The organism is Streptomyces sp. NBC_01304 (assembly GCF_035975855.1).
Lineage (GTDB): Bacteria > Actinomycetota > Actinomycetes > Streptomycetales > Streptomycetaceae > Streptomyces.
In genome coordinates, this window is the sequence record NZ_CP109055.1 from 3,170,800 (window position 1) to 3,195,032 (window position 24,233).

Annotated in this window: 20 protein-coding genes; 15 read left to right on the top strand and 5 right to left on the bottom strand. The window is 68.4% G+C overall.

Annotation, left to right across the window (positions count from 1 at the left end):
- The first annotated feature begins 46 nt into the window (after positions 1 to 46).
- Entirely contained in the window at positions 47 to 1,576 is a 1,530-nt protein-coding gene (locus tag OG430_RS13665; RefSeq protein WP_327350359.1) for an ISKra4 family transposase, read from the top strand.
- Positions 1,577 to 1,583: 7 nt separating this feature from the next.
- On the opposite strand, the gene OG430_RS13670 is transcribed toward OG430_RS13665, so the two are convergent.
- Positions 1,584 to 2,135 (bottom strand): chloramphenicol phosphotransferase CPT family protein, encoded by a 552-nt coding sequence (locus OG430_RS13670; RefSeq protein ID WP_327350360.1) that lies wholly within the window; start codon positions 2,133 to 2,135, stop codon positions 1,584 to 1,586.
- 100 nt (positions 2,136 to 2,235) lie between these two features.
- Between OG430_RS13670 and OG430_RS13675 the strand changes: the two genes are divergently transcribed.
- From OG430_RS13675 to OG430_RS13735, 13 genes are all read left to right on the top strand, one after another.
- On the top strand, positions 2,236 to 2,682 hold the full coding sequence (locus OG430_RS13675; RefSeq protein WP_327352754.1) for a DUF6082 family protein: 447 nt from the start codon (positions 2,236 to 2,238) through the stop codon (positions 2,680 to 2,682).
- A gap of 446 nt (positions 2,683 to 3,128) precedes the next feature.
- Positions 3,129 to 4,358, top strand: coding sequence for a methyltransferase, FxLD system (gene fxlM / locus OG430_RS13680; protein ID WP_327352755.1), 1,230 nt, complete (start codon positions 3,129 to 3,131; stop codon positions 4,356 to 4,358).
- A 51-nt stretch (positions 4,359 to 4,409) separates the two neighbouring features.
- Positions 4,410 to 4,607, top strand: coding sequence for an FxLD family lanthipeptide (locus tag OG430_RS13685; RefSeq protein ID WP_327352756.1), 198 nt, complete (start codon positions 4,410 to 4,412; stop codon positions 4,605 to 4,607).
- Between the two features lie 97 nt (positions 4,608 to 4,704).
- Positions 4,705 to 7,731, top strand: a complete 3,027-nt coding sequence (locus OG430_RS13690) for a lantibiotic dehydratase (RefSeq protein ID WP_327352757.1) — start codon at positions 4,705 to 4,707, stop codon at positions 7,729 to 7,731.
- Positions 7,728 to 8,954, top strand: coding sequence for a lanthionine synthetase C family protein (locus OG430_RS13695; RefSeq protein ID WP_327352758.1), 1,227 nt, complete (start codon positions 7,728 to 7,730; stop codon positions 8,952 to 8,954). Before OG430_RS13690 ends, OG430_RS13695 begins: the two co-directional genes overlap by 4 nt.
- Complete coding sequence (locus OG430_RS13700) at positions 8,936 to 9,958, top strand: thiopeptide-type bacteriocin biosynthesis protein (RefSeq protein WP_327352759.1); 1,023 nt, start codon at positions 8,936 to 8,938, stop codon at positions 9,956 to 9,958. The genes OG430_RS13695 and OG430_RS13700 overlap by 19 nt, the downstream gene beginning before the upstream one ends.
- A gap of 440 nt (positions 9,959 to 10,398) precedes the next feature.
- Positions 10,399 to 11,274: an aminoglycoside phosphotransferase family protein gene (locus OG430_RS13705; protein ID WP_327352760.1), complete on the top strand. Its 876-nt coding sequence runs from the start codon at positions 10,399 to 10,401 to the stop codon at positions 11,272 to 11,274.
- Positions 11,271 to 11,738, top strand: a complete 468-nt coding sequence (locus OG430_RS13710) for an NUDIX domain-containing protein (RefSeq protein ID WP_327352761.1) — start codon at positions 11,271 to 11,273, stop codon at positions 11,736 to 11,738. The genes OG430_RS13705 and OG430_RS13710 overlap by 4 nt, the downstream gene beginning before the upstream one ends.
- Positions 11,735 to 13,726: an ABC transporter ATP-binding protein gene (locus OG430_RS13715; protein WP_327352762.1), complete on the top strand. Its 1,992-nt coding sequence runs from the start codon at positions 11,735 to 11,737 to the stop codon at positions 13,724 to 13,726. Before OG430_RS13710 ends, OG430_RS13715 begins: the two co-directional genes overlap by 4 nt.
- Entirely contained in the window at positions 13,723 to 15,915 is a 2,193-nt protein-coding gene (gene fxlM / locus OG430_RS13720) for a methyltransferase, FxLD system (RefSeq protein WP_327352763.1), read from the top strand. Before OG430_RS13715 ends, fxlM (OG430_RS13720) begins: the two co-directional genes overlap by 4 nt.
- A 114-nt stretch (positions 15,916 to 16,029) precedes the next feature.
- The gene (locus OG430_RS13725) at positions 16,030 to 17,412 is read left to right on the top strand and encodes a methyltransferase domain-containing protein (protein ID WP_327352764.1); all 1,383 of its coding nucleotides are present in this window, start codon (positions 16,030 to 16,032) and stop codon (positions 17,410 to 17,412) included.
- Positions 17,413 to 17,507: 95 nt separating this feature from the next.
- A complete protein-coding gene (locus tag OG430_RS13730) occupies positions 17,508 to 18,716 on the top strand; it encodes a bifunctional class I SAM-dependent methyltransferase/NUDIX hydrolase (RefSeq protein ID WP_327352765.1) in 1,209 nt (402 codons plus the stop codon).
- A 339-nt stretch (positions 18,717 to 19,055) separates the two neighbouring features.
- A complete protein-coding gene (locus OG430_RS13735) occupies positions 19,056 to 19,457 on the top strand; it encodes an STAS domain-containing protein (RefSeq protein WP_327352766.1) in 402 nt (133 codons plus the stop codon).
- Positions 19,458 to 19,918: 461 nt separating this feature from the next.
- Here OG430_RS13735 and OG430_RS13740 read toward each other — a convergent pair whose 3' ends face one another.
- The 3 genes from OG430_RS13740 to OG430_RS13750 all read right to left on the bottom strand — a co-directional run bounded on the left by OG430_RS13740 (position 19,919) and on the right by OG430_RS13750 (position 22,230).
- Positions 19,919 to 20,125 (bottom strand): hypothetical protein, encoded by a 207-nt coding sequence (locus OG430_RS13740; RefSeq protein WP_327352767.1) that lies wholly within the window; start codon positions 20,123 to 20,125, stop codon positions 19,919 to 19,921.
- A gap of 306 nt (positions 20,126 to 20,431) precedes the next feature.
- Positions 20,432 to 21,055 carry a class I SAM-dependent methyltransferase gene (locus OG430_RS13745; protein WP_327352768.1) on the bottom strand — a complete coding sequence of 208 codons (624 nt, stop codon included), beginning with the start codon at positions 21,053 to 21,055 and terminating at the stop codon, positions 20,432 to 20,434.
- Between the two features lie 5 nt (positions 21,056 to 21,060).
- A complete protein-coding gene (locus OG430_RS13750; RefSeq protein ID WP_327352769.1) occupies positions 21,061 to 22,230 on the bottom strand; it encodes a cytochrome P450 in 1,170 nt (389 codons plus the stop codon).
- 125 nt (positions 22,231 to 22,355) lie between these two features.
- On the opposite strand from OG430_RS13750, the gene OG430_RS13755 reads away from it, so the two are divergent.
- Positions 22,356 to 22,964, top strand: a complete 609-nt coding sequence (locus OG430_RS13755; RefSeq protein ID WP_327352770.1) for a TetR/AcrR family transcriptional regulator — start codon at positions 22,356 to 22,358, stop codon at positions 22,962 to 22,964.
- A 29-nt stretch (positions 22,965 to 22,993) separates the two neighbouring features.
- Here the strand turns inward: OG430_RS13755 and OG430_RS13760 are convergent, their stop codons facing one another.
- Positions 22,994 to 24,181, bottom strand: a complete 1,188-nt coding sequence (locus OG430_RS13760) for a trans-sulfuration enzyme family protein (protein WP_327352771.1) — start codon at positions 24,179 to 24,181, stop codon at positions 22,994 to 22,996.
- Between the last annotated feature and the right edge of the window lie 52 nt (positions 24,182 to 24,233).

Below are 24,233 nucleotides of genomic sequence, written 5' to 3' on the forward strand. Positions count from 1 at the left end.
GCGTCGAGGGTGACGAAACCATTCGATGCCCCGGAACGAGAGCCCGATGGAAGACTACGAGCACGCCGCGATGGCTGACCCGTTTGCCCGCGCGGTTTCTTTCTTCACTCAGCTGATCTGCGACCTCTCCGGTCCCGCCGCGCTAATCCTGCCCCATCAGGATGTGGAGGAGATGGCCGCGGCTCAGGGCCGGGAGCTGGCCCGGCTGTTGCTGCAGGCCCACCTTGATCTGCGCGCCCGCCGGGAGGAGGCGGAGCTGACCGTACTGGACACATGCTCGCGTGCGGCCCTGGCCGGCGGACGCACCCGCTTGGAGAGCGGGCATCACCGTGAACTGGCCACCGTCATCGGGACGGTGAGGGTGACCCGGTGCGCGCTCAGGTCGCCGGGCCTGTCCAACGTCTATCCGGCCGACAAGGTGCTCGGCCTGCCCCGCGAGCGGCATAGTCTCGGGGTGCGCAAGCTGGCGGTGCTCGAGTCGGTGCGCGGTTCGTACGACACCGCGATGGAGGCGATCACCCGCGCCTGCGGGAAGGTCGTAGGCAAACGCCAGATCGAACACCTCGTGCAGCAAGCGGCGGTGGACGTGGCCGCGTTCTATGCCGCCCGCACCCCCACGCCGGCGAGCGCGGCGACACTGCTGGTTTTGTCCGTGGACGGCAAGGGCATCGTGATGCGCCCGGGCCATTTGCGCGAAGCCACCCGCAAGGCGGCGGAGCGGGCGAAGCGGACCTTCCGCACCCGGCTGGCCATCGGAGAGAAGACGGGACGCAAGCGGATGGCGACCCTGGCCGCCATCTACGACGCCGACCCGGCCGTGCGCCGCCCGCACGACATCATCGCCCCACCCGGCGGCCGCAGCACCGCCCGCATTCCGCGCCCGGGGCCGAAAGCGCAGGCCAAGTGGCTGACAGGATCGGTCGAACACGACCCGGAGTACGTCATCGCCGCCGCCTTCGACCAGGCCGAGGCCCGCGACCCGCAGCACCGCAGGTGCTGGGTGGTCCTCGTCGATGGCGCCCGCCACCAACTCGACCTGATCCAGGCCGAGGCCGAGCGCCGCGGCGTGAGCATCCACATCGTCCTCGACCTCGTCCACGTGATCGAGAAACTCTGGGCCGCATCCCGCTGCTTCCACGCCCCCGCCGACCCGGCGGCCGAGGACTGGATCGCCGTCAAGACCGCCCGTGTCCTGCGGGGACGCGCCCAGCAGGCCGCCGACGAGATCCGCGCCGAGGCCGACCGCCACAAGTTGACAGGCGATCAACGGACGGCTGTCGACAAAGCCTGTCAATACCTCAACAACAACGCCGACTTCGTCCACTACGACCGGGCACTCGCCGCCGGCTGGCCGATCGCCAGCGGCGTCATCGAAGGCGCGGCCCGCCACCTCATCGCCGACAGACTCGACATTACCGGCAGCAGATGGAGCGTCCCGGGCGCAGAGGCACTCCTCATCCTCCGCGCCGTGATCAGCAACGGCGATTTCACCGCCTACTGGCGCTATCACGTGCACGAAGAGCACACACGCCTCTATCCCCGCACCGGCCAGGCCGACTACCGCCTGACGGCCTGAACAATCTTCAGAGATACCGTGCGCGGAGACGAGTGAAGGCGGTGGGCGTTGGTCGGCCCGGGAGGAATTTCTTGATCAATTCGGCGCATTCGTGCGGGTCCGCCGTGCTGGTGTCGCATTCGACGTCATAGTCACCGTGCCCATGGACCAGGTCGTACTGCATCGCCGCAAGGCCCGAAGGACGGTCACCACGCGCCTCTTCCCTGCGGATCAGTTCGTCCAGTGAGCAGCGGACGCCGACGAACAGCACATCCTCTGGGGGCAGCACGGTCAGGCAGTCGACCAGCCGCCACGGCTCGCTGAGTACATGATCGACGATGACATCGTTGCCCACCTCAGCCATGGCCGCGATCGAGCGATGGAAGCCCATCCTCGTCCGTCGCAGAGCGGTGTCGAGGTCTTCCTGCATCAGATCCCGCTTCGTACGCATGGCGTTGAAGCTGTCGACCGCCAAATGGGAGAAGACGCCGTCGTCCAGGATGTCGAGCAACTCCCCGGCGATGCTCGACTTCCCTGAACTGGAAGTTCCGTTGAGGAAGATGATCCGACCAGCCGTCATGCGGACATGATCACACGGCCTTCCCGACCCGGACGAAGCAGCTACCAGATACGGACTTCACGCCCCCTCACTCAGGGAGAGCTACACCCAAAGGCAACCGATGAAGACCGCGCATGCCCTCCTTGTGACCTCGGTAGTAGCCACCGCTGGACTCTGGCTCGCCGAGCGCCAGCACAGGCAGCGCCTCGCGTTGGACGCCGCGGACATCCATCAGCGGCTCCTCGCCGACACCGACGCGAGCCCGCAGTACCGCGCGATCTGGGCCACCGCTGAGCTGCCCGACGAGGAGAAGGCTCACTTGTTGCACTGCAACCGGCAGGTCAGCTTCCTGTCCGCCAAGTTCCGCGTCGGCCTCCTCGACAGAGCCAGGTTGCGGGTTCAGGCCAGGGCGTTGATGGAGCACGCCCCGTACCGCGCGTACTGGGCCCGATACGGAGGCTTCCGGGACGACGAGGCGATGGACCGTACCGATCACAAGTTCAACTCAATCTTCGACGACGAATACTCCACCGCGGCCCACGCCGCCATGGAGCCCGCCGCCGCCTAGGACCGGGGTCTCCTCCCGGCCGTGAGGACCACCGCGCCCCGCGGAGGACCCGAGGCCACCCCCAGGTGGAGGAGACGGCGCCCGTACCCGCGCCCCGGCTGCCCTCTGTGGGGGAGCAAGCAGCCGGCCCGCTCAATCGCCCGTCCGGCTTCCACGACGGACGGGTGCACCACCCGGCAACCGGACCTGAGATACCGGCTCGGCGCCGGACGAGACGTGTGGGGAGGAATCCCTTTCCTCCCACCGGGTTCCTCCCCGCACGAACCGACCCAACGGACGAAGGGAGCACAACGGTGGAGATATCCGAGGCTGCTTTCCAGCCGAACTCCGACGGACATCAGGGTCGGCGGCGCGTAGCTGCATACCCGTATGGCGACCTGGCTAGCGTCGCCGACGGCAGACAGCTGACACGCCTCGACCGCTCAAACACCACGTAAGGAATCCCCATGACCGGTGTGACGACCGTAGATCCCAGCGAGGCGACGCGCCTGCGCCACCAGACCATCGACCAGTTGCGGGACGAGGGCTGGATCACCTCTGCCCCGGTCGAGGCGGCGATGAGGAAGGTGCCCCGCGACCGGTTCACCCCTGCGGACACGCCGCTCAAGGACGTGTACGCCCCGTACTCGGCCGTGATCACCAAGACCGACGAGTACGGCGTCCAGATCAGTAGCGTCTCGGCACCGCAGATCCAGGCCATCCAGCTGGAGCAGTGCCAACTCCGGCCCGGCATGCGGGTCCTGGAAATCGGCTCTGGCGGACTCAACGCCGCCTACCTGGCCGAAATCGTCGGACCCGAGGGCCAGGTGACCACGGTCGACATCGACGGCGAGGTCACCGAGCGGGCTGCTCGGCTGCTCGCCGAGAACGGCTATGCCCAGGTGCGTGTGGTCACCGCGGACGCCGCCGAGCCGATCCCGGACCTCGGCGAGGTGGACGTTGTCCTGGTCACCGTGGGGGCCTGGGACGTCCCTCCTGCCTGGACCCATCAGCTCAAGGCCGGCGGCCGTCTCGTCGTGCCCCTGCGGATGCGGGGCCTGACCCGCTCCGTCGCCTTCACCCGCGTCGGCGACCGCCTGGAGTCTCAGTCCGCGATGATCTGCGGGTTCGTCCCGATGCAGGGCGCGACTGAGCACGACGAACAGCTCCTGCTGGTCAACGGGACGCCGGAGATCGCTCTGCGTTTCGACGACGGCCTTCCCGCCGAGCCCAGCAAGCTCGACAACGCCGTCACGAGGCCGCGCCACGAACTGTGGACCGGCGTCACCATCGGCCTCAGCGAACTGCTCGACACCCTCCAGATGACCCTGGCGATCAGCCTGCCGGGCTTTTGCACCATGGCCGTCGATGAGGACCTGGACACCGGCCTGGTCGCCCCGGTCAAGAAGGCGTACTCCCTCGCCGCCGTCGAAGAGGACACCTTCGCCTACCTCATCACCCGCCGCACCGAGGACAACCAACACGTCGAGTACGGCGTGCACGCCCTGGGCCCGCACGCCGAGCAATTCGCCGCGAAGATCGCCGACGTGCTGCACGACTGGGCAGCCAACCGGCGCGGCGGCCCCAGCCCGAGCATCCGGGTCTATCCGGCCGGCACCCCCGATGACCAAATCCAGGGAGACCGGGTCATCGACAAGGTGCACAGCCGGATCTCGCTCTCCTGGCCCGCGGCCTAGCCACCGCGAGCCAGGCCCATCAGGCACCACCCGTCAATCAGGAGGATCGAAATGAGCCCAACCGCTGCAGTTCTGGAAGCACCCCAGGCCGCCTTCGGCGAGGAAGACGACTTCGCCCCGCTGAACGTCAAGGTGGTCGTCGCCGCCCACCCCATCGGGAAGCTGATGTGCTCCACCGGCGACGGCTGTGGCGGCACCTGCGCCGGCAGCGCCTCGTCCTGCAACAGCTTCGTCGAGGACCCGGCCTGATCTGACCCACGACCGGTCAAGCGGGGCGCCGAGCAGCACTGTTCGGCGCCCCGCGCCCGCCCCAGCCGCCACCCTCCGCCGGAAGGACCGAGCTCTCATGGCCGACGCCATCAGGTACCAGTGGACGGGCGCGGCCCTGCTCCGCGCCACCACCGACCCGAGCCCCGCTGACATCCCTCAGAGCCTCAACCTGGACGACCCGGTGAGCACCCGAACGTGGCTGGTGAGGATCTGGCAACGGCCCGACGTACGCAACGCCCTGACTACCGCCAGTCCCGTTCTCTCCCAGACCGTGGAGAGCATCATCGTGCGTGGCACGCCCCCGCCACCCCGTCAGATCCGCCGCGCCGCCCTCTCCGTCATCTCCTATCTCCTGCGTTGGCGGCAACGGCCCACCCCCTTCGGCCTGTTCGCCGGCACTGCCCCGCTCACGGTCGACACAGCACCGCAGGCGCGCTGGGGCCGGGACCATCCGGTCCGGCTACGCGCCGACGGCGAGTGGATCAGCGACGTCATCCAGCACCTGGAGCACAACGCCGAACTCCTCGAACGCCTCCTGGTCGTCGCGAACAACACCGCCTACCTCCGCGGCGAACGTCTGGCTGCGCCCGGTCCGCCCGCCGATGGTCACGCCCGCCTCATGGCGCCCGTCGAGATTTCCATGCGCCTCACCCGGCCGGTGAAAGCGGCGATGCACGCCGCCCGGAACCCGATCCGCTACCAGGACTTGCGCGATCACCTGACGGCCCTGTTCCCGGCCGGAGCCGGAGGGAAGATCGACGAGGTTCTGCGCGAACTGCTCACACAGAACGTCCTCATCACCAGCCTGCGCCCGCCCATGACCACAATCGACGCGCTCGATCATGTGTGTGCCGAGTTGAAGAAGGCCGACACGCACTCACTGCCCGACGTCGGGGACTACGCCCGCAGCCTGTACGACCTGCGCGACGACCTGGCCGCACACGAAGAGCCCGCCGCCTCCACTAACCTGCAGGCGCTCACCACCGGCATGGCCACCCGATCCGCCATCGCACCAGTTCCGGTACTCGTGGACACCGTCCTGAACGCATCGGTGCACCTGCCCGCCGATGTGATCACCGAAGCGCAGAACGCCGTCGCCGTCATGCACCGCCTCAGCCCGCTGCCCTACGGCTATCACCACTGGCGGGACTACCACCGCCGCTTCCGCGCCCAGTACGGAGTCGGCGCGACCGTGCCCGTCCTCGATCTGGTCGCTGACGGCGGCCTGGGCTGGCCCGCCGGATACACCGGCTCCGAGCGCCGCAAAGCCCCCACGGTGCTCACCGACCGTGACGCCGTGATGCTCCGGCTCCTCCAGCAGACCGGGCACGGCGATCTCGTCCTCGACGAGCCCACAATCACCGAACTCGTCGAAGCCGCCGGCGTCGACGAGCCGCTCTACACAGACCGCTGCGAACTCGGCTTCGAGGTCCACGCTCCCTCCACGCGCGCGTTGGTGGAGGGCGAATTCAGCATCGAGATCACCAGCGTGCCCCGCCCCGGGAGCAGCATGCTCGGGCGCTTCGCCCACTTGCTGCCTACCGACCAGCAGCGCCTGATCGCCGATTCCTACACGACCCGGCCCGAGGCCATCACCGCGCAGCTCTCCTTCACGCCGCGCCGTCGCCGCAACGAGAACGTCGTCCGCATGCCCCAACTCCTGCCCTACGTAATCCCGCTCGCCGAGCACCCCGTCGAAGGCGCCATGTCGATCGCCCTGGACGACATCGGCGTCACGGCCGATGCCCGCAGCCTGCACCTCGTGCAGCTCTCCACCGGTCGCCCGATCGACGCGCGCGTGCTCCACGCCTTGGAGGCCGGGATCCAGACTCCGCCCCTGGCTCGGTTCTTGGCCGAGGTGGCAGGGGCCCGGCATGCGGCCTACAAGCCCTTCGACTTCGGTGCCGCCTCGCGTCTGCCGTACCTGCCCCGGGTGCGCTACGGCCGAACCACCTTGGCCGCGGCTCGCTGGCTCCTCGACAACCGGGGCATGCCCGGCCGTGCCGCCTCGCACGACGCATGGGAGACAGCATTTGCGGCCTGGCGTACGCGCATGAACGTCGCCCGTTATGTCTGCCTGATGGAGTACGACCAGCGGCTGCCGCTCGACCTCGACCACCCGGTGCATCGCCGCCTGGTGCGTTCGCGGATGTATGAGGGGCCCGGCCTGGAACTGCGCCAGGCGGTGGATCCCGACGCGCACGGCTGGATCGGCCGCACGCACGACGTCGTACTCCCGTTCGTCCGCAGCACTCCGACCCATCGGTCGCTGCCGGCGCTGCGCCCCCACCAGGATGCCGAGGCGCCTATCCAGTTCCCGGGGGTGGGCTCGGTACTCCAGCTGCATCTGCACGCCCACCCCGACCGCTTCGACGAGATCCTCGACCGCCACGTCCCACCGCTGCTGGCCGCGCTGGAGACCGAGCCCACGTGGTGGTTCACCCGTAACCGGCAACTTGCCCGCCCCGAGACCGGGCAGCACCTCACGCTCACCCTGCATGTCGTGCCTGCCGAACACGCCGTCGTGGCAGCTGCCGTGAACCGGTGGGCAACCGAACTGCACCACCAACGTCTCCTCGCCCGCCTGACTATGGAGCCTTACCGGCCGCAGACCGGGCGCTACGGGGCACGGGCGGCCATGGATGCCGTGCACGACGTCTTCGCCGCAGATTCGGCGGCAGCCCTCGCACAGATCCGCCTCACCTCTCGCACCGACCTCACGCCCCGAGCCGTAACGGCCGCGAGCCTGGTCGACCTCGCCACGCATCTCATGCGCTGCGCCGAGGACGCATGGCGATGGCTGATCGAGAACACCCCCGCCCACGGCCGCCCCGACCGAACCGACCGCACCCAAGCACTCCAGCTCTACGCGGCCCAAGGCGGCACCGACCTCACCGGCGTGTGGGCACAACGCGCCCGCACCCTGGCTGCGTACCGGCAGGCACTCACCACGGACGTGCACGAACCCGGCACGGTGCTGCGCTCATTGCTGCACCAGCACCACGTGCGGGCCCTCGGTGTCGACCCCACCGCCGAGGCCGCCACCCTGCACCTCGCCCGCTCGGTGGCCTTACGCCATCAGCCGATCAAGGCGACCCGATGACCGGCGCGATGGAACAAGCCCGCGCACTCATAGGGGACTTCGCCACAAGCCTCGCGCAGCCCTTCGCCCCGCCGAAGGACGAGCCTTGGGCCGGACAGTCCCTCGCCACCGGCGCGGCCGGCATCGCACTGTTCCACATCGAGCAGGCCGCCACCGGCCAGGCGACGTGGCGCCCCGCGCACCGCTGGATCAGCCAGGCCGCCGCCGGAGACATCACCGCCACCGACAGCACCGGCCTGTATCTCGGTGCCCCAGCGGTCGCGTTCGTGCTGCAAGCGGCCCCGGACTCCGTGCAGCACCTCTACCGCGACGCCCGCACTGCCCTGCACGGCCACGTCGTGAATCTGACGCACCGCCGCGTCGACAGCGCGCTGGCCCGCATGTACCGGGGAGCGCACACCACCTTCGCCGAGTACGACACCTTCTACGGGCTCACCGGCATCGGCGCTTACCTGCTCCGCGCCGCCCCCAACAGCGACGCGATGGAGAAGGTACTGCGGTACCTCGTCTCGCTGACCCACCCACTCGACAGCGACGGTCCTGCAACCCCCGGGTGGTGGGTCGACCACGACACGAGCCGTTCGCACAGCCTGCCCGGGGGCCACGGCAACCTCGGTGTCGCCCACGGCATCACCGGGCCGCTCCTGCTCCTCGCCCAGGCCCACCGCCGCGGCATCCAGGTCGACGGCCAGGCCGAAGCGATCCGAGCCATCTGCGACCACCTCGACATGTGGCGCCAGGAGAGCGACACCGGTCTGTGGTGGCCCGAACACCTCACGCTCACCGACCTGCAGACGGGCCGACCCCATCAGCACAAGTCCGCCCGGCCCTCCTGGTGCTACGGCACGCCCGGCATCGCTCGCGCCGGCCAGCTCGCTGGGATCGCCCTCGGCGACGCCGCTCTCCAGCACGCGTACGAGGACGCCCTGTACCAGTGCCTGAGCGACCCCGTGCAGCTCGCCCGGGTCATCGACACAAGCCTGTGCCACGGCTGGGCAGGCGTGCTCCAAACGGCCTTCCGTGCAGCCCGCGACGCCCGCACACCGCAGCTCACGTCCCTGCTCCCGGCCCTGAGCAAGAACCTGATCACACACGCCCAACCGGCTGCGGCACAAGGGCCGGGCTTCCTTGAGGGCGACGCCGGCTGCGCCCTCGCACTCGCCACGGTCTCAACTGACCAAGCCCCGACCACTGGATGGGACGCATGTCTGCTGATCAACTAGCCCCTGTTGCCTGGCCGCCCGCGCCGAATCGCGTCGGCCGAGCCGTCCTCCAGGTCCTGGCCGGGCAGCCGATAGCCAATGTCGCCAAGAGCGTAGGCATGGAGCCGATCGCGCTCTCCGATGCGGTCGAGGTCTTCACCCAGGCCGGCAACGACGCACTCAGACTCCACGAACGGCGCACCAACTGGGCGCAGTTCTACGTCGAGTTTGCCGACTGGACCCATGCCGAGCGGACCGCCGCCGCGCATCTCGCGCCAGCATTGAACGGCCTGCAGGAGAGCGGCGCACTCTCCTTGTGGTGGTTCATCCGCAAGCATCCCTGCTGGCGGCTGCGCCTGTGCAGCGAGCCCGGCTCCCAGGCGTACAAGGAACTCACGGGGCACCTGGACGAGTTGGTCAAGGCCGGGCACCTCCGGCGTTGGTGGCCGGGGATCTACGAGCCGGAGACCGGGGCCTTCGGCGGTGCCGCGGGCATGCTCGCTGCACACAGCCTGTTCTCCGCTGACAGCCACCACATCCTCACGCGGCACGGCCAGAGCGACGTGCCTCTCGGCCGCCGGGAAATCTCTGTCGTCCTGTGCACGGTCATGATGCAGGCAGCCGGTCTGGAGTGGCAGGAACAGGGCGACGTATGGGATCGCGTAATCACCGAGGAGAACCGCTCCGCGATCGGCAAGGTTCTCGAGGATCGCCTGGAGGGGATGACCCGGCAGATCCGCCAACTGCTGGTCAGTGACACCCACCCGGACGGACCGCTGTTCGGTCTGCACGGCCCACTGCACCCCGTCGCGGAATGGGCGACGGCCTTCCGCCACACCGGCCAGGCACTCAAAGAAGCCGTCACCTGCGGCTCCCTCGACCGCGGCATCCGCAGAGTCCTCGCCTACCACGTGATCTTCCACTGGAACCGGGCCGGTCTGCCCTTCGGCGCTCAAAGCGCCCTCGCACTCGCCGCCCGCACCGCGATCCTCGACCCACCCCCGCCGGCAACCGGGATCGGGTGAGCATCAACATCCGGCCGTCTCCCCATGCCGGGCCGCAGCACCGAGCCCGACATGGACGCCGCTACACAAGCCGCTGTACCAGGGCGTCACTCTGCCACTTCTCCGCAATCCCCCATCAGAGGTACCCAGACCCACAGGAGTGATCGAACGCAGCATCACGACACAGAGCCCTCAGCCACATCAAGGGCCAGTCGGCTATTCGAAATCCGGTTCTAGATTTCGCCCCCGCCCACCCGTTACGGCGACAGGAAAGGCCCAGTTACCCGAGCACCTGTCCGCATCGCGTCCCGAGGAGCACCCATGTACCGCCTGCATCGCCCTGCGCTCGTTCATCCTGCGTTCGAAAGTGCTGCTCCTTGCTCGGACACCTCCGCTCCCCCCGCCAACGGCTGCACCGGCTTCCTCAGCGACGGGTCACGACCGGATACGAGGTACCTGGCGTGACGGAATCCGCAAGTCTCCCCGTGCCGCTGGCCCGGTGGGTGGAATCGGTGCTGGGGCCGATCCAGGTCGTACGCGACGCCTCGCACGCACGGACGAACTCAGTGGTCTGGGAGGTGTCCGGCAGCGCCGGGCACCATTTCGTGAAGGTGGCGCCCAAGGCGGTCTTCTACACCCGCGAGACCCGCGCCTATCGCGAGGCCGTCCCGCGCCTCGGCTATGGCAACGCCCCCGCTTTGAAGGACAGCTCGGCCGAGCTGCTCGCCCTGGTCGTCACCGCCGTGGACGGCGAGCCCCTCAAGAGCGAGACCTCGCCCCTGCAGCGCCGCGCCACACACGAGCAAGCCGGCCGGCTCCTGCGTCTCTTTCACGATGCGCTGCCGAACCATGCAGCCCAGGCCGAGGCCGCAAACGCTGCCGAGGCCGCGGTCACCGGGCTCGAGAAGCACGTTGCCGACGCCGGCGACCACCTCTCCGCCGCCGAAGCCGACATGCTCCGGCGCATCGTCAGCACTCTCCCTGCCCTCGGTCCTCTGCCCGCCGGGCTTCTCCACGGGGATTTCTGGGAACGCAACATGCTTTGGAACGGCCAGCGCTGCGCGCTGATCGACTACGAGCGCAGCACCCCAGGACCGCGCGTCGCCGACTTCGTCAAACTCGCCACCGCCGTATGGCCAGACCATCCGCAACTGAGCACGGCGCTGTTCACCGGATACGGACGCCCGCTCTCCACCATCGAGCAGCAGGCCCTGGTGGCGTTCACCGCGGCCGACGCGGCCAGCGCCCTGGCCTACGGCCCTCGCCACGGCGATCCTCATGTGACCGCACGCGGCCGACGCACCGTCGAGCACCTCAAGCAGGAGGGGCTGCGATGAGCGACGAGCACCACCTGCTGACCGCGGACGTGGCCCAGGTCTTGCTGCGCGCGAACGGAGCCGCCCTGTGCGTGCGCCGGAATCCCGACGCGACACTCGCACCGGGACAGCTCACCGTCGTAGGGGGCCATCTGGAGGCCGGTGAGCCACTGGACCGCGCAGCACGGCGGGAGGCGGAAGAAGAAACCGGAGTCCGTATCAGCCCAGAGCACCAGGAGTTCGTCGGACTCGTCCACCATCACGCTGCCGGAGGGCTCGACCGGATCACTGCCGTGTTCGTGGCTCAGTCCTGGATCGGTGAGCCGCACAACGCTGAGCCAGGCAAGCACGAAGGGCTCTTCTGGGTGTCGATGGAGAAGCCACCGCCGGACTGCCACCCCTACACCGCCGCCATCTTCCAGATGCTCACCGAAGGCCCCTCGTACCGGGCGTTGAACTGGCCCAGCTCGGAGGGCGCCCAGTGAAGAGGTTCTTCGGTCGGGTACGGATGGTCGAACCCCAAGTCTCCGACGCTGAACAGGAGCTGTTCGGCGGCCCCTTGCGCTACGACATGGGCTGGTCCCAACACGAGCACGCCAGACTCGACTTGACCATGATGTCCGCGCTGCGCTCCATGCCGACGCTGGTGGCCTCGACGCTGCGCATGGCGTGGAACGCCGACCGCCGTGCCCTCCTCACAGTGGCGATCAGCGAGATCGGGCAAGGCATCGCCGCAGCCGTCGGCCTGCTCGCCGTGAACGCCGTCATGCACGCCCTGCTCGCCGGTACCGGCAGTGCCACCCAGCGGCTGCACGCCCTGCTGCCCGGATTGCTGGCCGCCGGTGCCGTCGCTGTCGTCAACTCCGCCCTGCCCGCCTGGTCCACCTCCCGGGCCGGCCGCCTGGAGCCGATCGTCGAGCGGATCGCCACCACCCAGTACCTGGCTGCCGCCGCCTCCGTCGAGCTGGAGGCCATCGACGACCCCGACTTCCGCAGGCTTGTCGACATCGCCCAGTACGGTCCGGGCTCCGCCCGCCGCATGATCGGGGCCTGTGTCGCCGCGCTGAACGGGATCATCTCGCTGATCACCACCGCCGGCGTACTCACGGTCCTGGACCCGACCCTGCTGCCCATGCTGATCCTCATCGCCGCCCCACGCGGCTGGGGTGCCATGCGCGTCGCGCAGGAACGCTATGTGTCGGTGATGAGCTGGATCGAGCACGTACGGGCCAGCCGCCTCATCGGCAACCTGCTCACCGAGCGCAGCGCCGCCCAGGAAGTACGCATCCACGCCGTCGGCACCTTCCTCCTCAGCCGATACAAGCGGATGGCCGAGAGTGCCGAGGCCGAGCAGGAGCGACTGGCCACCAGCAAGGCGCTCACCGAGTGGGTCGCCGCCGCGCTGTCCGGGCTCGCCATAGCGGCCACGTACGGGACCATGTTCTGGCTGATCATGAGTGGGCGCATGAGTTTGGCCGTCGCGGGCACCGCGGTGATCGCTGTGCGGACCGGTTCGGCGAGCCTGGGCGGACTGGTAATGAACGTGAACCAGCTGCACGAGGAATCCCTGTACGTCCGTGACCACGGCCGCTTCCTCGAACAAGCCGCACAACGCACCATCCCCGAGGGCGGCACCCCAGTACCCGAGCAGATCAAGCAGATCGCGCTCGATCACGTCACCTACCGCTACCCCGACCGCGACACCCCAGCGCTGAACCGGGTGACGCTCACGCTATCCATGGGATCCGTCACGGCCATCGTGGGCGAGAACGGGTCCGGCAAGAGCACGCTGATGAAGATCCTCTCGGGAATGTTGCTGCCCCAGGACGGCACCATGCGATGGGGTGACAAGGACATCACCGACCTCGATCGCTCCGAAGTCTTCGAACGAGTCGCCCTACTCACCCAGGACTTTCAACGGTGGCCCGTAACCGCCGCAATGAACATCCGACTCGGCCGCCCCGCCCAAGACGCCTCGCTGGAAGACCTGCAACCGTCGGTGGACTACGCCGGCGCCGGCCCCGTTGTCGCCAAACTTCCCGACGGGCTGCACACCATGCTGGCCCGCATGTTCCGCGGAGCCATCGAACTCTCCGGCGGCGAGTGGCAGAAGTGGGGGCTTGCCCGCACTCACTGGCGCAGCACAACGTCACACGCGGACAACGTCCTCATCGTGGACGAACCCACCTCCGCGCTCGACCCCGAGGCGGAGATCCAAGCCTTCGACCGCATCCGCCAACTCGCAGCCCCTAACCGGGCCGTAGTCCTCGTCACCCATCGCATGTCCGGCGTCCGCCATGCCGACCACATCTACGTCCTCAACAACGGACACCTCGCCGAGCACGGCACCCACGACGAACTCGTCGCCGCCCAGGGCCGATACGCCACCATGTTCGCCGCTCAGGCGGCCCAGTACGCCCCTGCCGGAAGCATTCCGAACCCCGCCTCTCCCACCGTCGCGGATCCCGCATGACCCCACCACGCGAAAGGCCCACCGTGACGACTTCTGCCACCACCGAACTCGACGAAACGGGCGTCCTGCGCCACCAGCTCGCCAACCGGCTCCTGGCCGAAGGCCACATCCGCACCACCGCGGTCGAGAACGCCTTCCGCACCGTGCCCCGGCACTCCTTCGCCCCCGAGGTGCCCACCGAGAAGGCGTACGCCAACGACATCATCCCCACCCGCCACAACGACGACGGCCGCGTCATCAGCTCCGTGTCCGCGCCCTGGCTGCAAGCCGACATGCTCGAAGCCGCCCGCGTCCAGCCCGGCCACCACGTCCTGGAAATCGGATCCGGCGGCTACAACGCCGCGCTCCTCGCCCAACTCGTCGGCCCGACAGGAAGCGTGACCACCCTCGACATCGACCCGGCCGTCACCGATCGCGCCGACCAGCTTCTGACCGAGGCCGGGTACGACACCGTCCGCGTGGTCACCGCCGACGCCGAGCACCTGCCCGCCGAGGTCGTCCCCAACGGTGGCTTCAACGCCATCGTGGTTACGGTCGACACCTGGGACCTGCCGTGGATCCACATGGTCACCGAGGGCGGACGTCTCATTGCTCCACTGCGCCTGCACCAGTACGTGTGGTCCATCGGCTTCACCAAACGCGACGGGGCGCTCGTCAGCGACGAGCCGCTCACCGTGTGCGGATTCGTGCCGATGCAGGGCGAAGGCGCCTGGGACACCCGACGCCGCACGGTCCCAGGGCGCGGCATCCACCTCGCGTTCGAGGACGGCAGTCCCCTGCCCGTCGACCGCCTGACCTCGGCCTTCGACACAGCCCCCGCCACGGTTCACACGCACGTCACCGTCGGCGGGCAGGAACCCTTCGCCGACCTCGCGCTGTACCTGGCCGGCGCACTGCCCGGGTTCTGCCGCCTGTCGGTCGACCCCGACAGCGAGAACGGCGTCCTGAACCCGCCACCTCGGCACTGGCCAGGGGCGGCCATCGTGCGCGGCGCCTCCCTGGCGCGGCTGGACACCGAGCGCATCTCAGACGGCGATGACGGCAACGGGGTGTACGAGCTGGTCGTTCACGGCTACGGTCCGGCCGGGCAGCTGGCTGCCGAGGAGATGGGCGAGCAGGTCCGGCATTGGCAGCGCAACCATCGCGCTGCCCTGTGCCCACGTATCACCGTCCGGCCTGTCACCGGCTCCGACTCGGTCGCCGAGGCCCATGCGCCGCATGTGTTCCGCAAGAAGCACACGCAGGTCACGATCGACTGGCCAGTGATTCCCGGCACCGCAGCGCTGCTCACGGACGACGACGGCCGCTATCTGCTGCACCTGCGTTCCGCGAACAAGCCCATCTGGCGAGCAGGCCATTGGGCGCTTCTAGGCGGGAACACAGAGAGGGGCGAGACCTGCGACGAGGGCATCGTGCGGGAACTCGACGAAGAGATCGGGCTCGCCATCCCCGACCTCACCGGCTTCGTCACCCTGGACACCCTCGACGCAGACGGATCCCTCAACAACCGTGTCCGCGTCTACCACGGCACCCTCAACCGGCCCGTGCACGAGATCGAGTTGCACGAGGGCATCCAACTCCGATGGACCCGCCTCGAAGAAGCAGCGGAGATGACCATGGACCCCGGCGCCGCCGCGGTCCTCCAAGCGCACCAGGACACTTCGCGCCCCGCCCCCAGTAGTGACGGCACGCTCCCCACCGTGCAGGTCCGCGAGCCGCGGGATCCCCTAAGCCGCAGCATCATCGATGTCTACGTCCTCCTACGCAGAGCCGATGGACGCATCCTGCTTATGGAGCGTGCTAACACCGGCTACGCGGATGGTCAGTTCTGCCCGCCCAGCGGACACCGCGAACACGGAGAGTCCGTGGTCGCCGACGCCCTCCGCGAGGTCTACGAGGAAGTAGGCGTCGAGGTCGACGAAGACGCTCTCGCCTTCGTACACGTCGTCCATCACCGCAACGGCGACGAAGAGCCGCGCATCGGCTTCTTCTTCCTTGCCGAATCATGGCGAGGCGAACCGGTCAACCGTGAACCCCACAAGTGCGCGCAGCTTCTGTGGGCCGACCCGACCAGCCCGCCCGCCAACACCGTGCCGTACACGGCTGCCGCCCTGGCGCAGATCGCCAATCAGCAGCCGTTCTCCCTCGACGGTTGGGGCCAGTCAGGCCAGTCACCAGCTGGGGCCTGAATCCCTCCCATCGGCTGGAGTCGCCCGTGCGCGGGACGGCGCCGACTCCAAGGTGGCCTCGCCATCCTCCTGCGTGCTCACGCCCACTGCTTCTCGGAAGGACGTGCCCCACACATGTTCGCCACGCAAGACGACTGGGACCGCGGCTATGCCGACGGCTACCGCTATCGCCAGCTCCGTGACAGCGAACGATCGCTGCTGGCCGCGCATGCCCCGGCGCCGGCCGGAGGGAGGGCTCTCGATGTCGGCTGCGGCCTCGGTGAACTCGCAGCCCACCTGTCCACGGCCGGGTACGCCGTGGATGCGGTCGACTGGTCCGAGACGGCCCTTGCCGAGGCCGCCGTCCAACACGGAACGGCCGTCCGGTGGGTACGCCTCGACATCGAGAGCGACGACTGGGCGCAACTCCACGCCGACGGATATGACTTGATCACTCTCCGGTTCGTGGCCCCCTTCCTCGCGGACCGGGAGCAAACCCTGCACTCCCTCGGGAAACGCCTTCGGCCCGGCGGCGCCATCGTGGTCATCACCCCGCTCGCCGCCGACACTCCGGCCGAGCGGCGCGGCATCGCCTTCGACGAAGACGAACTCGCTCAGCTGCAGACCGGCTGGTCGCTCGCGGTACGCCACGACGCCGAGGACCTGGCCTTCGTGGTCCTGCAGCCCGCATGGGCCGGCAGCCGTCGCCCTTGGCCTTCTGCAGCACAGCAGCACGATTTCCACCTGCAGGATCGCTACTACGCCCAGGTGGAGTCGGGACGCAAGACGATCGAGGTTCGCGTCGCCACCCCTGAGAAGGCGGCCGTCGAAGTCGGGGACACCATCGTCTTCCACGATCAGGACGACGGCCGGGAACTCGACATCGTCATCCAACGGGCCACCCGCTACACCTCGTTCGAGGAACTCCTGGCCGCAGAGGACCCGGCGCACATCGATCCGGACGCCTCCCGCGCCGAGCAGCTCGTCAATCTCCGCCGCATCTATCCGCCGGCCAAGGAAGCGCTCGGCGTGCTGGCGTTTGAATTCGACCACCGTGCCGGCCGGGGTGGCTTCCCTATGCCGATGGCGCCCGCGGAGTATGTACAGACCGTTCCCCATCACACGGTGTACGGCTGCCTCTACATCCGCGACGAGCACGACCGGCCCGTGCAACTGCGGTCGGTGTACGGCAATCGGCTGTGGCAGTTCCCCGGAGGCAACAACGACAACATCGCAGAAGGCCCCCTGCAGACCGCTCAGCGCGAAACGACCGAGGAGATCGGCCTCGAACTCGGGCAGGGCACGCCTCGCCTTCTGCTGACGCACTACCTCCACCCTGGGCCCCGTCTGGCACTGGGCAAGATCGGGTTCATCTTCGACGGCGGCCAACTCAGCAGTGAGCAGCTTCGGCAGATCCGTCTCGACCCGGCCGAGCACGACATGTGGGCCGTCCACGACCTCGACCACTGGCGGCAGCTGATGGGTGAAGTGCCCTTTCGGCGCCCTGGATGCCGTTGAGCGTGCACGACGGGGCCAAGGCCCGAACTATTTGGTGACCGGCGCGTCACTACCGAAGGCATCGGTTACCTCGCCTGCCAGTAAGGGGAGTTTGCATGTCGGTTGAGAACCCCAACTCGGATACGTGGACCGCCTACGGCCAGTTTCAGCTCGACCGGTCCTACATGCCTCCCGAACCCGCGCAGTTGCGATGGGGCTTCTGGGACGGCGTCGGACCCGGTGACGACGTCCTCGGCCCATTGGCCGGAAAGCGAGTTCTGGACATCGGCTCCGGAGCCGGCCACTACGCCGTCCATCTCGCCCGCACCCACGACGCACGCGTCGATGCAGTCGAACTCTCCGCCACCCAACATCGCCGTGCCACCGGCCACTTCGGCGACGTGCCCGGAGTCCAATTCGTGCACGCGGACGTGATCGAGCACCTTCAGCAGACTCAGCCGTACGACGCGGCGTACGGCATCTGCACCCTCGCCGGAATCGACCCGCACATCGCACTGCCCGCGTTGCGCGACGGGCTGCTCCCAGGCGCCCCCCTCGTCTTCTCCGTGCTGCATACCAACTGGCATGGCCACGGCCCCTCCGACACCGTGGCCCCGCGTCCGGAGACGGTCGGTCTCAAGGGCTTAGATCCGCTGCCGCTGCAGACCTGGGTGCTGACCACGCAGGTGTGGGAAGACCTCCTGACGGACTACGGATTCACGGTGGAGGCCGTCACCCAGCTCCGTGCGCCTGAGCCGGACAACCCCGTCATCTGCCAGCTCATCCAGGCGCGGCGCAGGCCCATCGCAACTACGCGGATTACCAGCCGGCCCCGCAGTCGACGCCCGCCCGTCCCGCATGCGGCGGTCGGTGTGGGCGCCATCGTCCTCGGCGAGCGCGGTCTGCTCCTGGGCCGTCACCGTCGCGGCACTCTCGAGCTGCCCGGCGGGAGCGTGGAGCCGTACGACGCGACCTTCGAAGCGGCCGTCGTACGTGAACTCACCGAGGAGACCGGCCTCGTGGCCCATCCCAAGGACGTCACACTCCTAGGGACGCTCGTCGACCACGTCGGTGACGTCGTGCGAGTCACCGTCGGCGCCGTCGTCAACGTCTGGCAAGGCCGCCCGGCCACGCAGCCTGACGAGAGCCTCGGCGACTGGGCCTGGTATCCCCTCGACCAACTACCCAACGACCTGTTCGTCTGCAGCGCCCAGATTCTCACCGCGTGGCGCCCCGATCTGCTCATCGGCCACACCCCTGCGCACTTCACACCCTTCGCGTACGGCGCAGCGCACTCCTCGCCCCCATCCGGCGGCGACACATGACGTCGACCGTGGACTCGAGCCTCTGGCGGCACCGCGACTTCCGCATTTACTGGACGGGCCAGGCCAGTGACGTCCTCGGCTCCTCGCTGAGCTCAGTGGCCATCCCGCTGGTCGCGGTCATCACCCTGCACGCCACGACCTGGCAGGCCGCCATCCTCGCGGCCGTGCAGAAGACGCCGCCCCTGCTGTTCTCGCTGCCCGCCGGCGCATGGTGTTCTCTGAACTACGAGGTGTGTTCACTCAGTTGTGCGATGGCACCGGCTCATACGCAGTGGGATGATCCTTGGGCCACGCGTACGGAGGGGGCTGCGCGGGCGCCGTCGCAGAGGTGTGGCCACGATGCGCATCAGCATGCGCAAGGAAAGGGACCCCGAGCCGAAGTTGAAGGTCCGGTCAACGTCCGCCAAGCCGGGCCTTTACATCACCTTTGCCCTCTCGGGCGAGTTGGACTCCGGGAGCGTTTCCGTGCTTTGCAACGAGACGAGCACGGCGATGGCTGCGGGCAGTCGGCACGTCATGTTGGACCTGTCCCGTGTGACTCGGTGCGACAACGCAAGCCTCTACACAATCCTCGGCATCCGGCACGCCCTGCAGCATGCCGGGGGAAGTCTGACCCTCACAGCCCCCACGGTGGTAGTGCGGGACGCGGTGGAGGGCAGTGGCCTGGGTGTTCTCCTGACCTTCACCGATCAGCTCGAAGAACTCTCGCCTCTTCTGGAAGCCCTGGAGCAGCTCGACTGAGGTGCGGCTTCATCGGTTTTCAGGATGGCCGCTCTGTGGCCTGTTGCAATGCGGCTCTGGGGTTCTACGCTCCAAGCAGCGGACAGGAAGCCCGCGTTCTGATCATGGTCAGCGGCTCATCGCCGCATCTGCCTCAACTCGTGTATCCCGAGTCCGAGGCGCTACTCACTTTCGCCGGCCGACTGCAGCCGCGTTCCAACAAGGCAGGCACTGCGGCTGCGGTCGGCGTCCTCCAGGCAGTGTGCGTTTCGGGACGGTCTCCAGCGTGTCCTGGCGGCCGAGGAGGACAGTTCGCGTGGACGGGCGGTGGGGAGAGGCAGGTCCGCGCGCAGGCGACCGCCGCCGGTCATTGCCCATGCCCCGGCGGCGGTCGCCATTGCTCAGACTGGCGGGGTCGGGGCCAAGTCGCTTCTTCGCGGGACGACTACCCACCGCGGGCACGTGTATGCCCCTCACGTGCGTCAGGCAGTCGGGCACGGACCGGTGGTCTCGCTGGTGCGAACGGTGAGCTGGCGGAGGGTGGGCATGCCCAAGTCAACGACGCTCTTGGACCTTTGATCCTCGGCGTCGAGCTGGGCGACCTTCTCCCTGGCGCCGGCAAGGCTGACCTGGAGTCCTTCGACTTCGCCGAGCCATCCTTCTCGCTCTGCCTCGGCGATGCGGGCCATGAGGTTGTCGCGGAGCTCGACGAGGCGTCAGTAGTGGGCGAGGTCTGCCGAAGACTTCGAGCGCGAGTGCGCCGTACGGATCGTGTGGCTGACTGTCCCCCTTCTAACCCTCGTGTCTGCCGACAGCCGCACAGGGGTAAGGCAAAGCGCTGCGGAGCCTGCTCTCCCCCGGTTCGCTCGGGGAAAGCAGGCTCCGTGTTCATACTTCGCGCTGATCAGCTGCAGGCGATCATCCGGGGGCATCGAGAACGGAGCTCACGTCTTGTCCCAGGACGCCTCTCGGCGTGGATTGCTGCCCCCGCCTAGCTAGTGAGGCCGGGTGGCGGTGCCGAGGATGTGGAAGGAGAGTGGCGTCCGGGCCTCGGGGAACAGGAAGGGGTCAAGCCGGTCGATGGTGAACCCCGCCTGCGTGATGGTGGTCGCGGTGTCGCGGCCGGTGTGGCATCCGCCCATAAGGCGGGGCCAGAGAGTGACGTCCAGGAGACGTTGGGCTCGCGTGAGCCCAGGGGTGTCGGCGCGTACGTGTTCGAGGAAGCGCAGTTGTCCACCGGGGCGCATGACGCGGAGGGCTTCGGCGAGTGCGGCTTCGGGGCTGGGGATGGTGCACAGGACCATGGAAAACACGGCTGCGTCCAGACTCTGCTCGGCGACGGGCAGGTGTTCGGCGGTGGCGTCCACTACCTCGACCGGCGCGGGGGCCTCCAGTGCGGCGGCCTGCGCGAGTGCGCGCAGGCGGGGTTCGGGTTCCACGGCGAGGACGCGGGTGACCGTGGGCGGGTAGTAGGTGAAGTTCGCTCCGTCGCCCGCGCCGATCTCGATGACATGGCCGGTGAGGCCGGCGAGCAGCGCTTGGCGGCGTTCACCCATACCTCCTCGCTCCATGGCCTTGTTCATATGCGGATAGAGCCGGGCGAAGACGGGTCGGGACATGACGGTCACCACCTCACCGGGAGTTCGGCCAGACCGCCGGTCAACACGTCACCACGGATGCGGAGTTCTTCGATGGGGACGGCCAGCCGCATGGCGGGGAAGCGTGCGATGAGTTGGGCGAGGGCGACCTGGAGTTCCATGCGGGCCAGGGGTGCGCCGATGCAGTAGCGGGCGCCCTGGCCGAAGGTGAGGTGCCCGGCCGCGTGCCTGGTGATGTCGAAGCTGTCGGGGTCGGGGAAGGCGGTTGCGTCGTGGTTGGCTGCGCCGTTGTCGAGCATGACGAGGTCGCCGGTTTTGATGGTGACGCCGTCGATGTCGATGTTGGTATGGGCGTAGCGGGGGATGCCTCCGCCGCCCTTGCCGGGTGCGCGCAGGATCTCCTCGACTGCGCCGGGTATCAGGTCGGGATCGTCGCGCAGAGCCTGCCACTGGTCAGGGTGGGTGAGCAGAAGTAGGGCGCCCAGGCCGAGTTGAACGACAGTGGTTTCGTGGCCGGCGAAGAGCAGGGCCATGGACAGCATGGCAATCTCGTCGTCGTCGACGCCATCGGTCGCGCAGAGCCGTGAGATGACGTCGTCGCCGGGTGCACGCCGTTTGCGGGCCACCAACTCCTGACCGTAGATGAATAGTTCGCCGAGGCCCTGCTCGGATCGGGCTCGGTCGTGGATGTCGGCGGCGGCCTGGGTCCAGGTACGGAACCGGGCGCGGTCCTCGTACGGCACACCGAGCAGCTCGCAGATGACCAGGATCGGCAGCGGCAGGGCGAGGGCGGTGTGCAGGTCGGCGGGCTGCGCCTGCTTGGCCAGGTTGTCGAGAAGTTCACCGGTCAGCGTCTCGACGCGGTGGCGGAAGGTGCGCATGCGACCGGGTGTGAAGTGCGGCTGGAGCAGGGCGCGCATCCGAGCGTGGTCGGCCTTCTCTGTCTCGTAGTTGCCCAGTGGGCCGCCGAATAGGGCGGATTCTCCGGAGCGCGCGGCGGTCTCCGGATCGGGGTGGGAGCGGCCGAGCCGGTGGTCGTCGAGGAGCCTGCGGACCTCGTCGTAGCCGGTGACGAGCCAGGCGTCGTCGCCGACCTGGGTGCAGATCCTGTGAACGGTGCCCTGCGCCTGAAGTGCTCTCAGGAGGGGCGGGACCTGCAGGGGGAGGGGCTGCGGGAAGGGCAGTTGAGTGGTCACAGCGACTCCTTGTTGACTCCAAGGTGTTTACTCTTGCTTAAACAAAACCACTTGTATACTTCTGCGTCAACCGAGGAATTCCGGCAACGTGTCTGGTAGCGGTGACGAAGGAGGGCAAGCAGCCCATGGCAGGACAGCGAGCCCCTTCCGGCGGCGGCCCGGAGCCGGTCACGCGGATGCGGCGGGCCGAACGGCGCGAACAGATTCTCGGCGCCGCATCACGGGCCTTCGCGCGCACCGGATACACCGCCACCGGCCTCGACGAGGTCGCCGCGGAAGCGGGCATCACCAAGGTGCTGCTCTACCGTCACTTCGAGTCGAAGGCCGACCTGTACCGGGCGGCCCTTGACCGCGCCTGCGGCCACCTGGCCGAGAGCGTGGGCAGCGACAACTTCGACGACAACTCGATCCCCGCCCTGATCCGCGCTGCCTCAGCCGACCCCGACGGGTTCCGGCTCCTGTTCCACCATGCGGCCAGGGAGCCGGAGTTCCGCGATCTCGTCGATACGCTCAGTGCCGCGTCGTCCGAGGTCGCCCAACGCAACCTCGCGCAGCTCATCCCCGTCGGCCCATGGCTGGACTGGGCGGCACGCGTCATCCCCGCCTTCACGACCGAGGCCGTCATCGCCTGGCTGGATGCCGGACAGCCCGACCCCGAGCAGGCCGCCGCGCGCATCAGCCAGGCCGTCCATGGGGTCATCCAGGCCGCTGTGCCCGCCACTGATCAACGCTGAGGCGGTACAGGCGGGTTCGGGCGGTGCTGTCAGACCTTGCTCAGCGCCTGGTCGAGGTCGGCGATGAGGTCTTCGTTGTCTTCCAGGCCGACGGAGAGACGGATCATGCTGTCGGTGATGCCGCGCTGGGTCCGCTCTTCCGGGCTGAGGCCGTGGTGGGTGGTGGTGACCGGCTGGGTGGCCAGGCTCTCCGCGCCGCCCAGACTGGGCGCGATGCTGAAGAGCTGAAGCCGGTCGACGGTGGCGGTTGCCTCCGTGCCGGTGCCGTCCACGGTGAAGCTGAGCATGCCTCCGTAGCCTCGCATCTGCGCGGCGACGATGGCGGCCCTGGCTCCGGTGGCCAGCCCGGGGTAGTGCACCGTGCTGACGCGTGGGTGCCCGGCCAGGTAGTGGGCGATCGCCGTGGCAGTCGCGTTCTGCGCCCGCACGCGGACGACGAGCGTGCGCAGACTGCGGGCCAGGAGGGAGGCAGTCTCGGGGGCGATGATCTGTCCGAGGTTCTTGCGCCAGGGAGCGATGGGGGCAAGGAGAGCGCCCGGACCGGCGACCGCTCCTGCGGTCAAGTCGCTGTGCCCGCCCAGATATTTGGTCGCCGAGTGGACGACTAGGTCCGCCCCGTGGTCGAGCGGGGTCTGGTTGACCGGGGTAGCGAAGGTGTTGTCCACGACGAGCAGCGCCCCGACCGCGTGGGCCTGGGCGGCGATGGCCGCGATGTCGAAGACCTCTAGGGTCGGATTGCTGGGCGTCTCCAGGAACACGATGCGCGTACGAGACGTGAGGAACTCCGGCAGGCGCTCGCCGTCCGCGCCGCGTACGAAGGTGGTGTGGATGCCGAGGCGGGGCAGGTTCTCGCCGAGGAGCTCGAAGGTTCCTCCGTACACGTCACCCAGGCACACGATGTGGTCGCCGGCCTTGCAGTGCGAGAGGAAAGTGGCAGCTTCGGCGGCCATGCCGGAGCTGAACGCCAGGGCCGTCTCGGCGTTCTCCAGCGAGGCGAGCTTGCCCTCCAGTGAGCGGATGGTGGGGTTGAGTCCATAGCGGGTGTAGAGGTTGCCGTCCCGGCGGCCTTCCACGACGTCCAGGAGCTCGGACGTGCTGGAGTAGGCGAAGGTCGAGTGGTTGTAGAGGGGTGGGTGAATGGCCCCCTCGGCATCCCGGCTTTCCCCCGCGTGGACACAGCGGGTGGACAGTGCGTGGTTCCGGTCCTCGGCGGTCATCGGTTCCTGCCTCCTTCGGCTGGTCATACGGAACGGGCGAGCGCCGGGCACG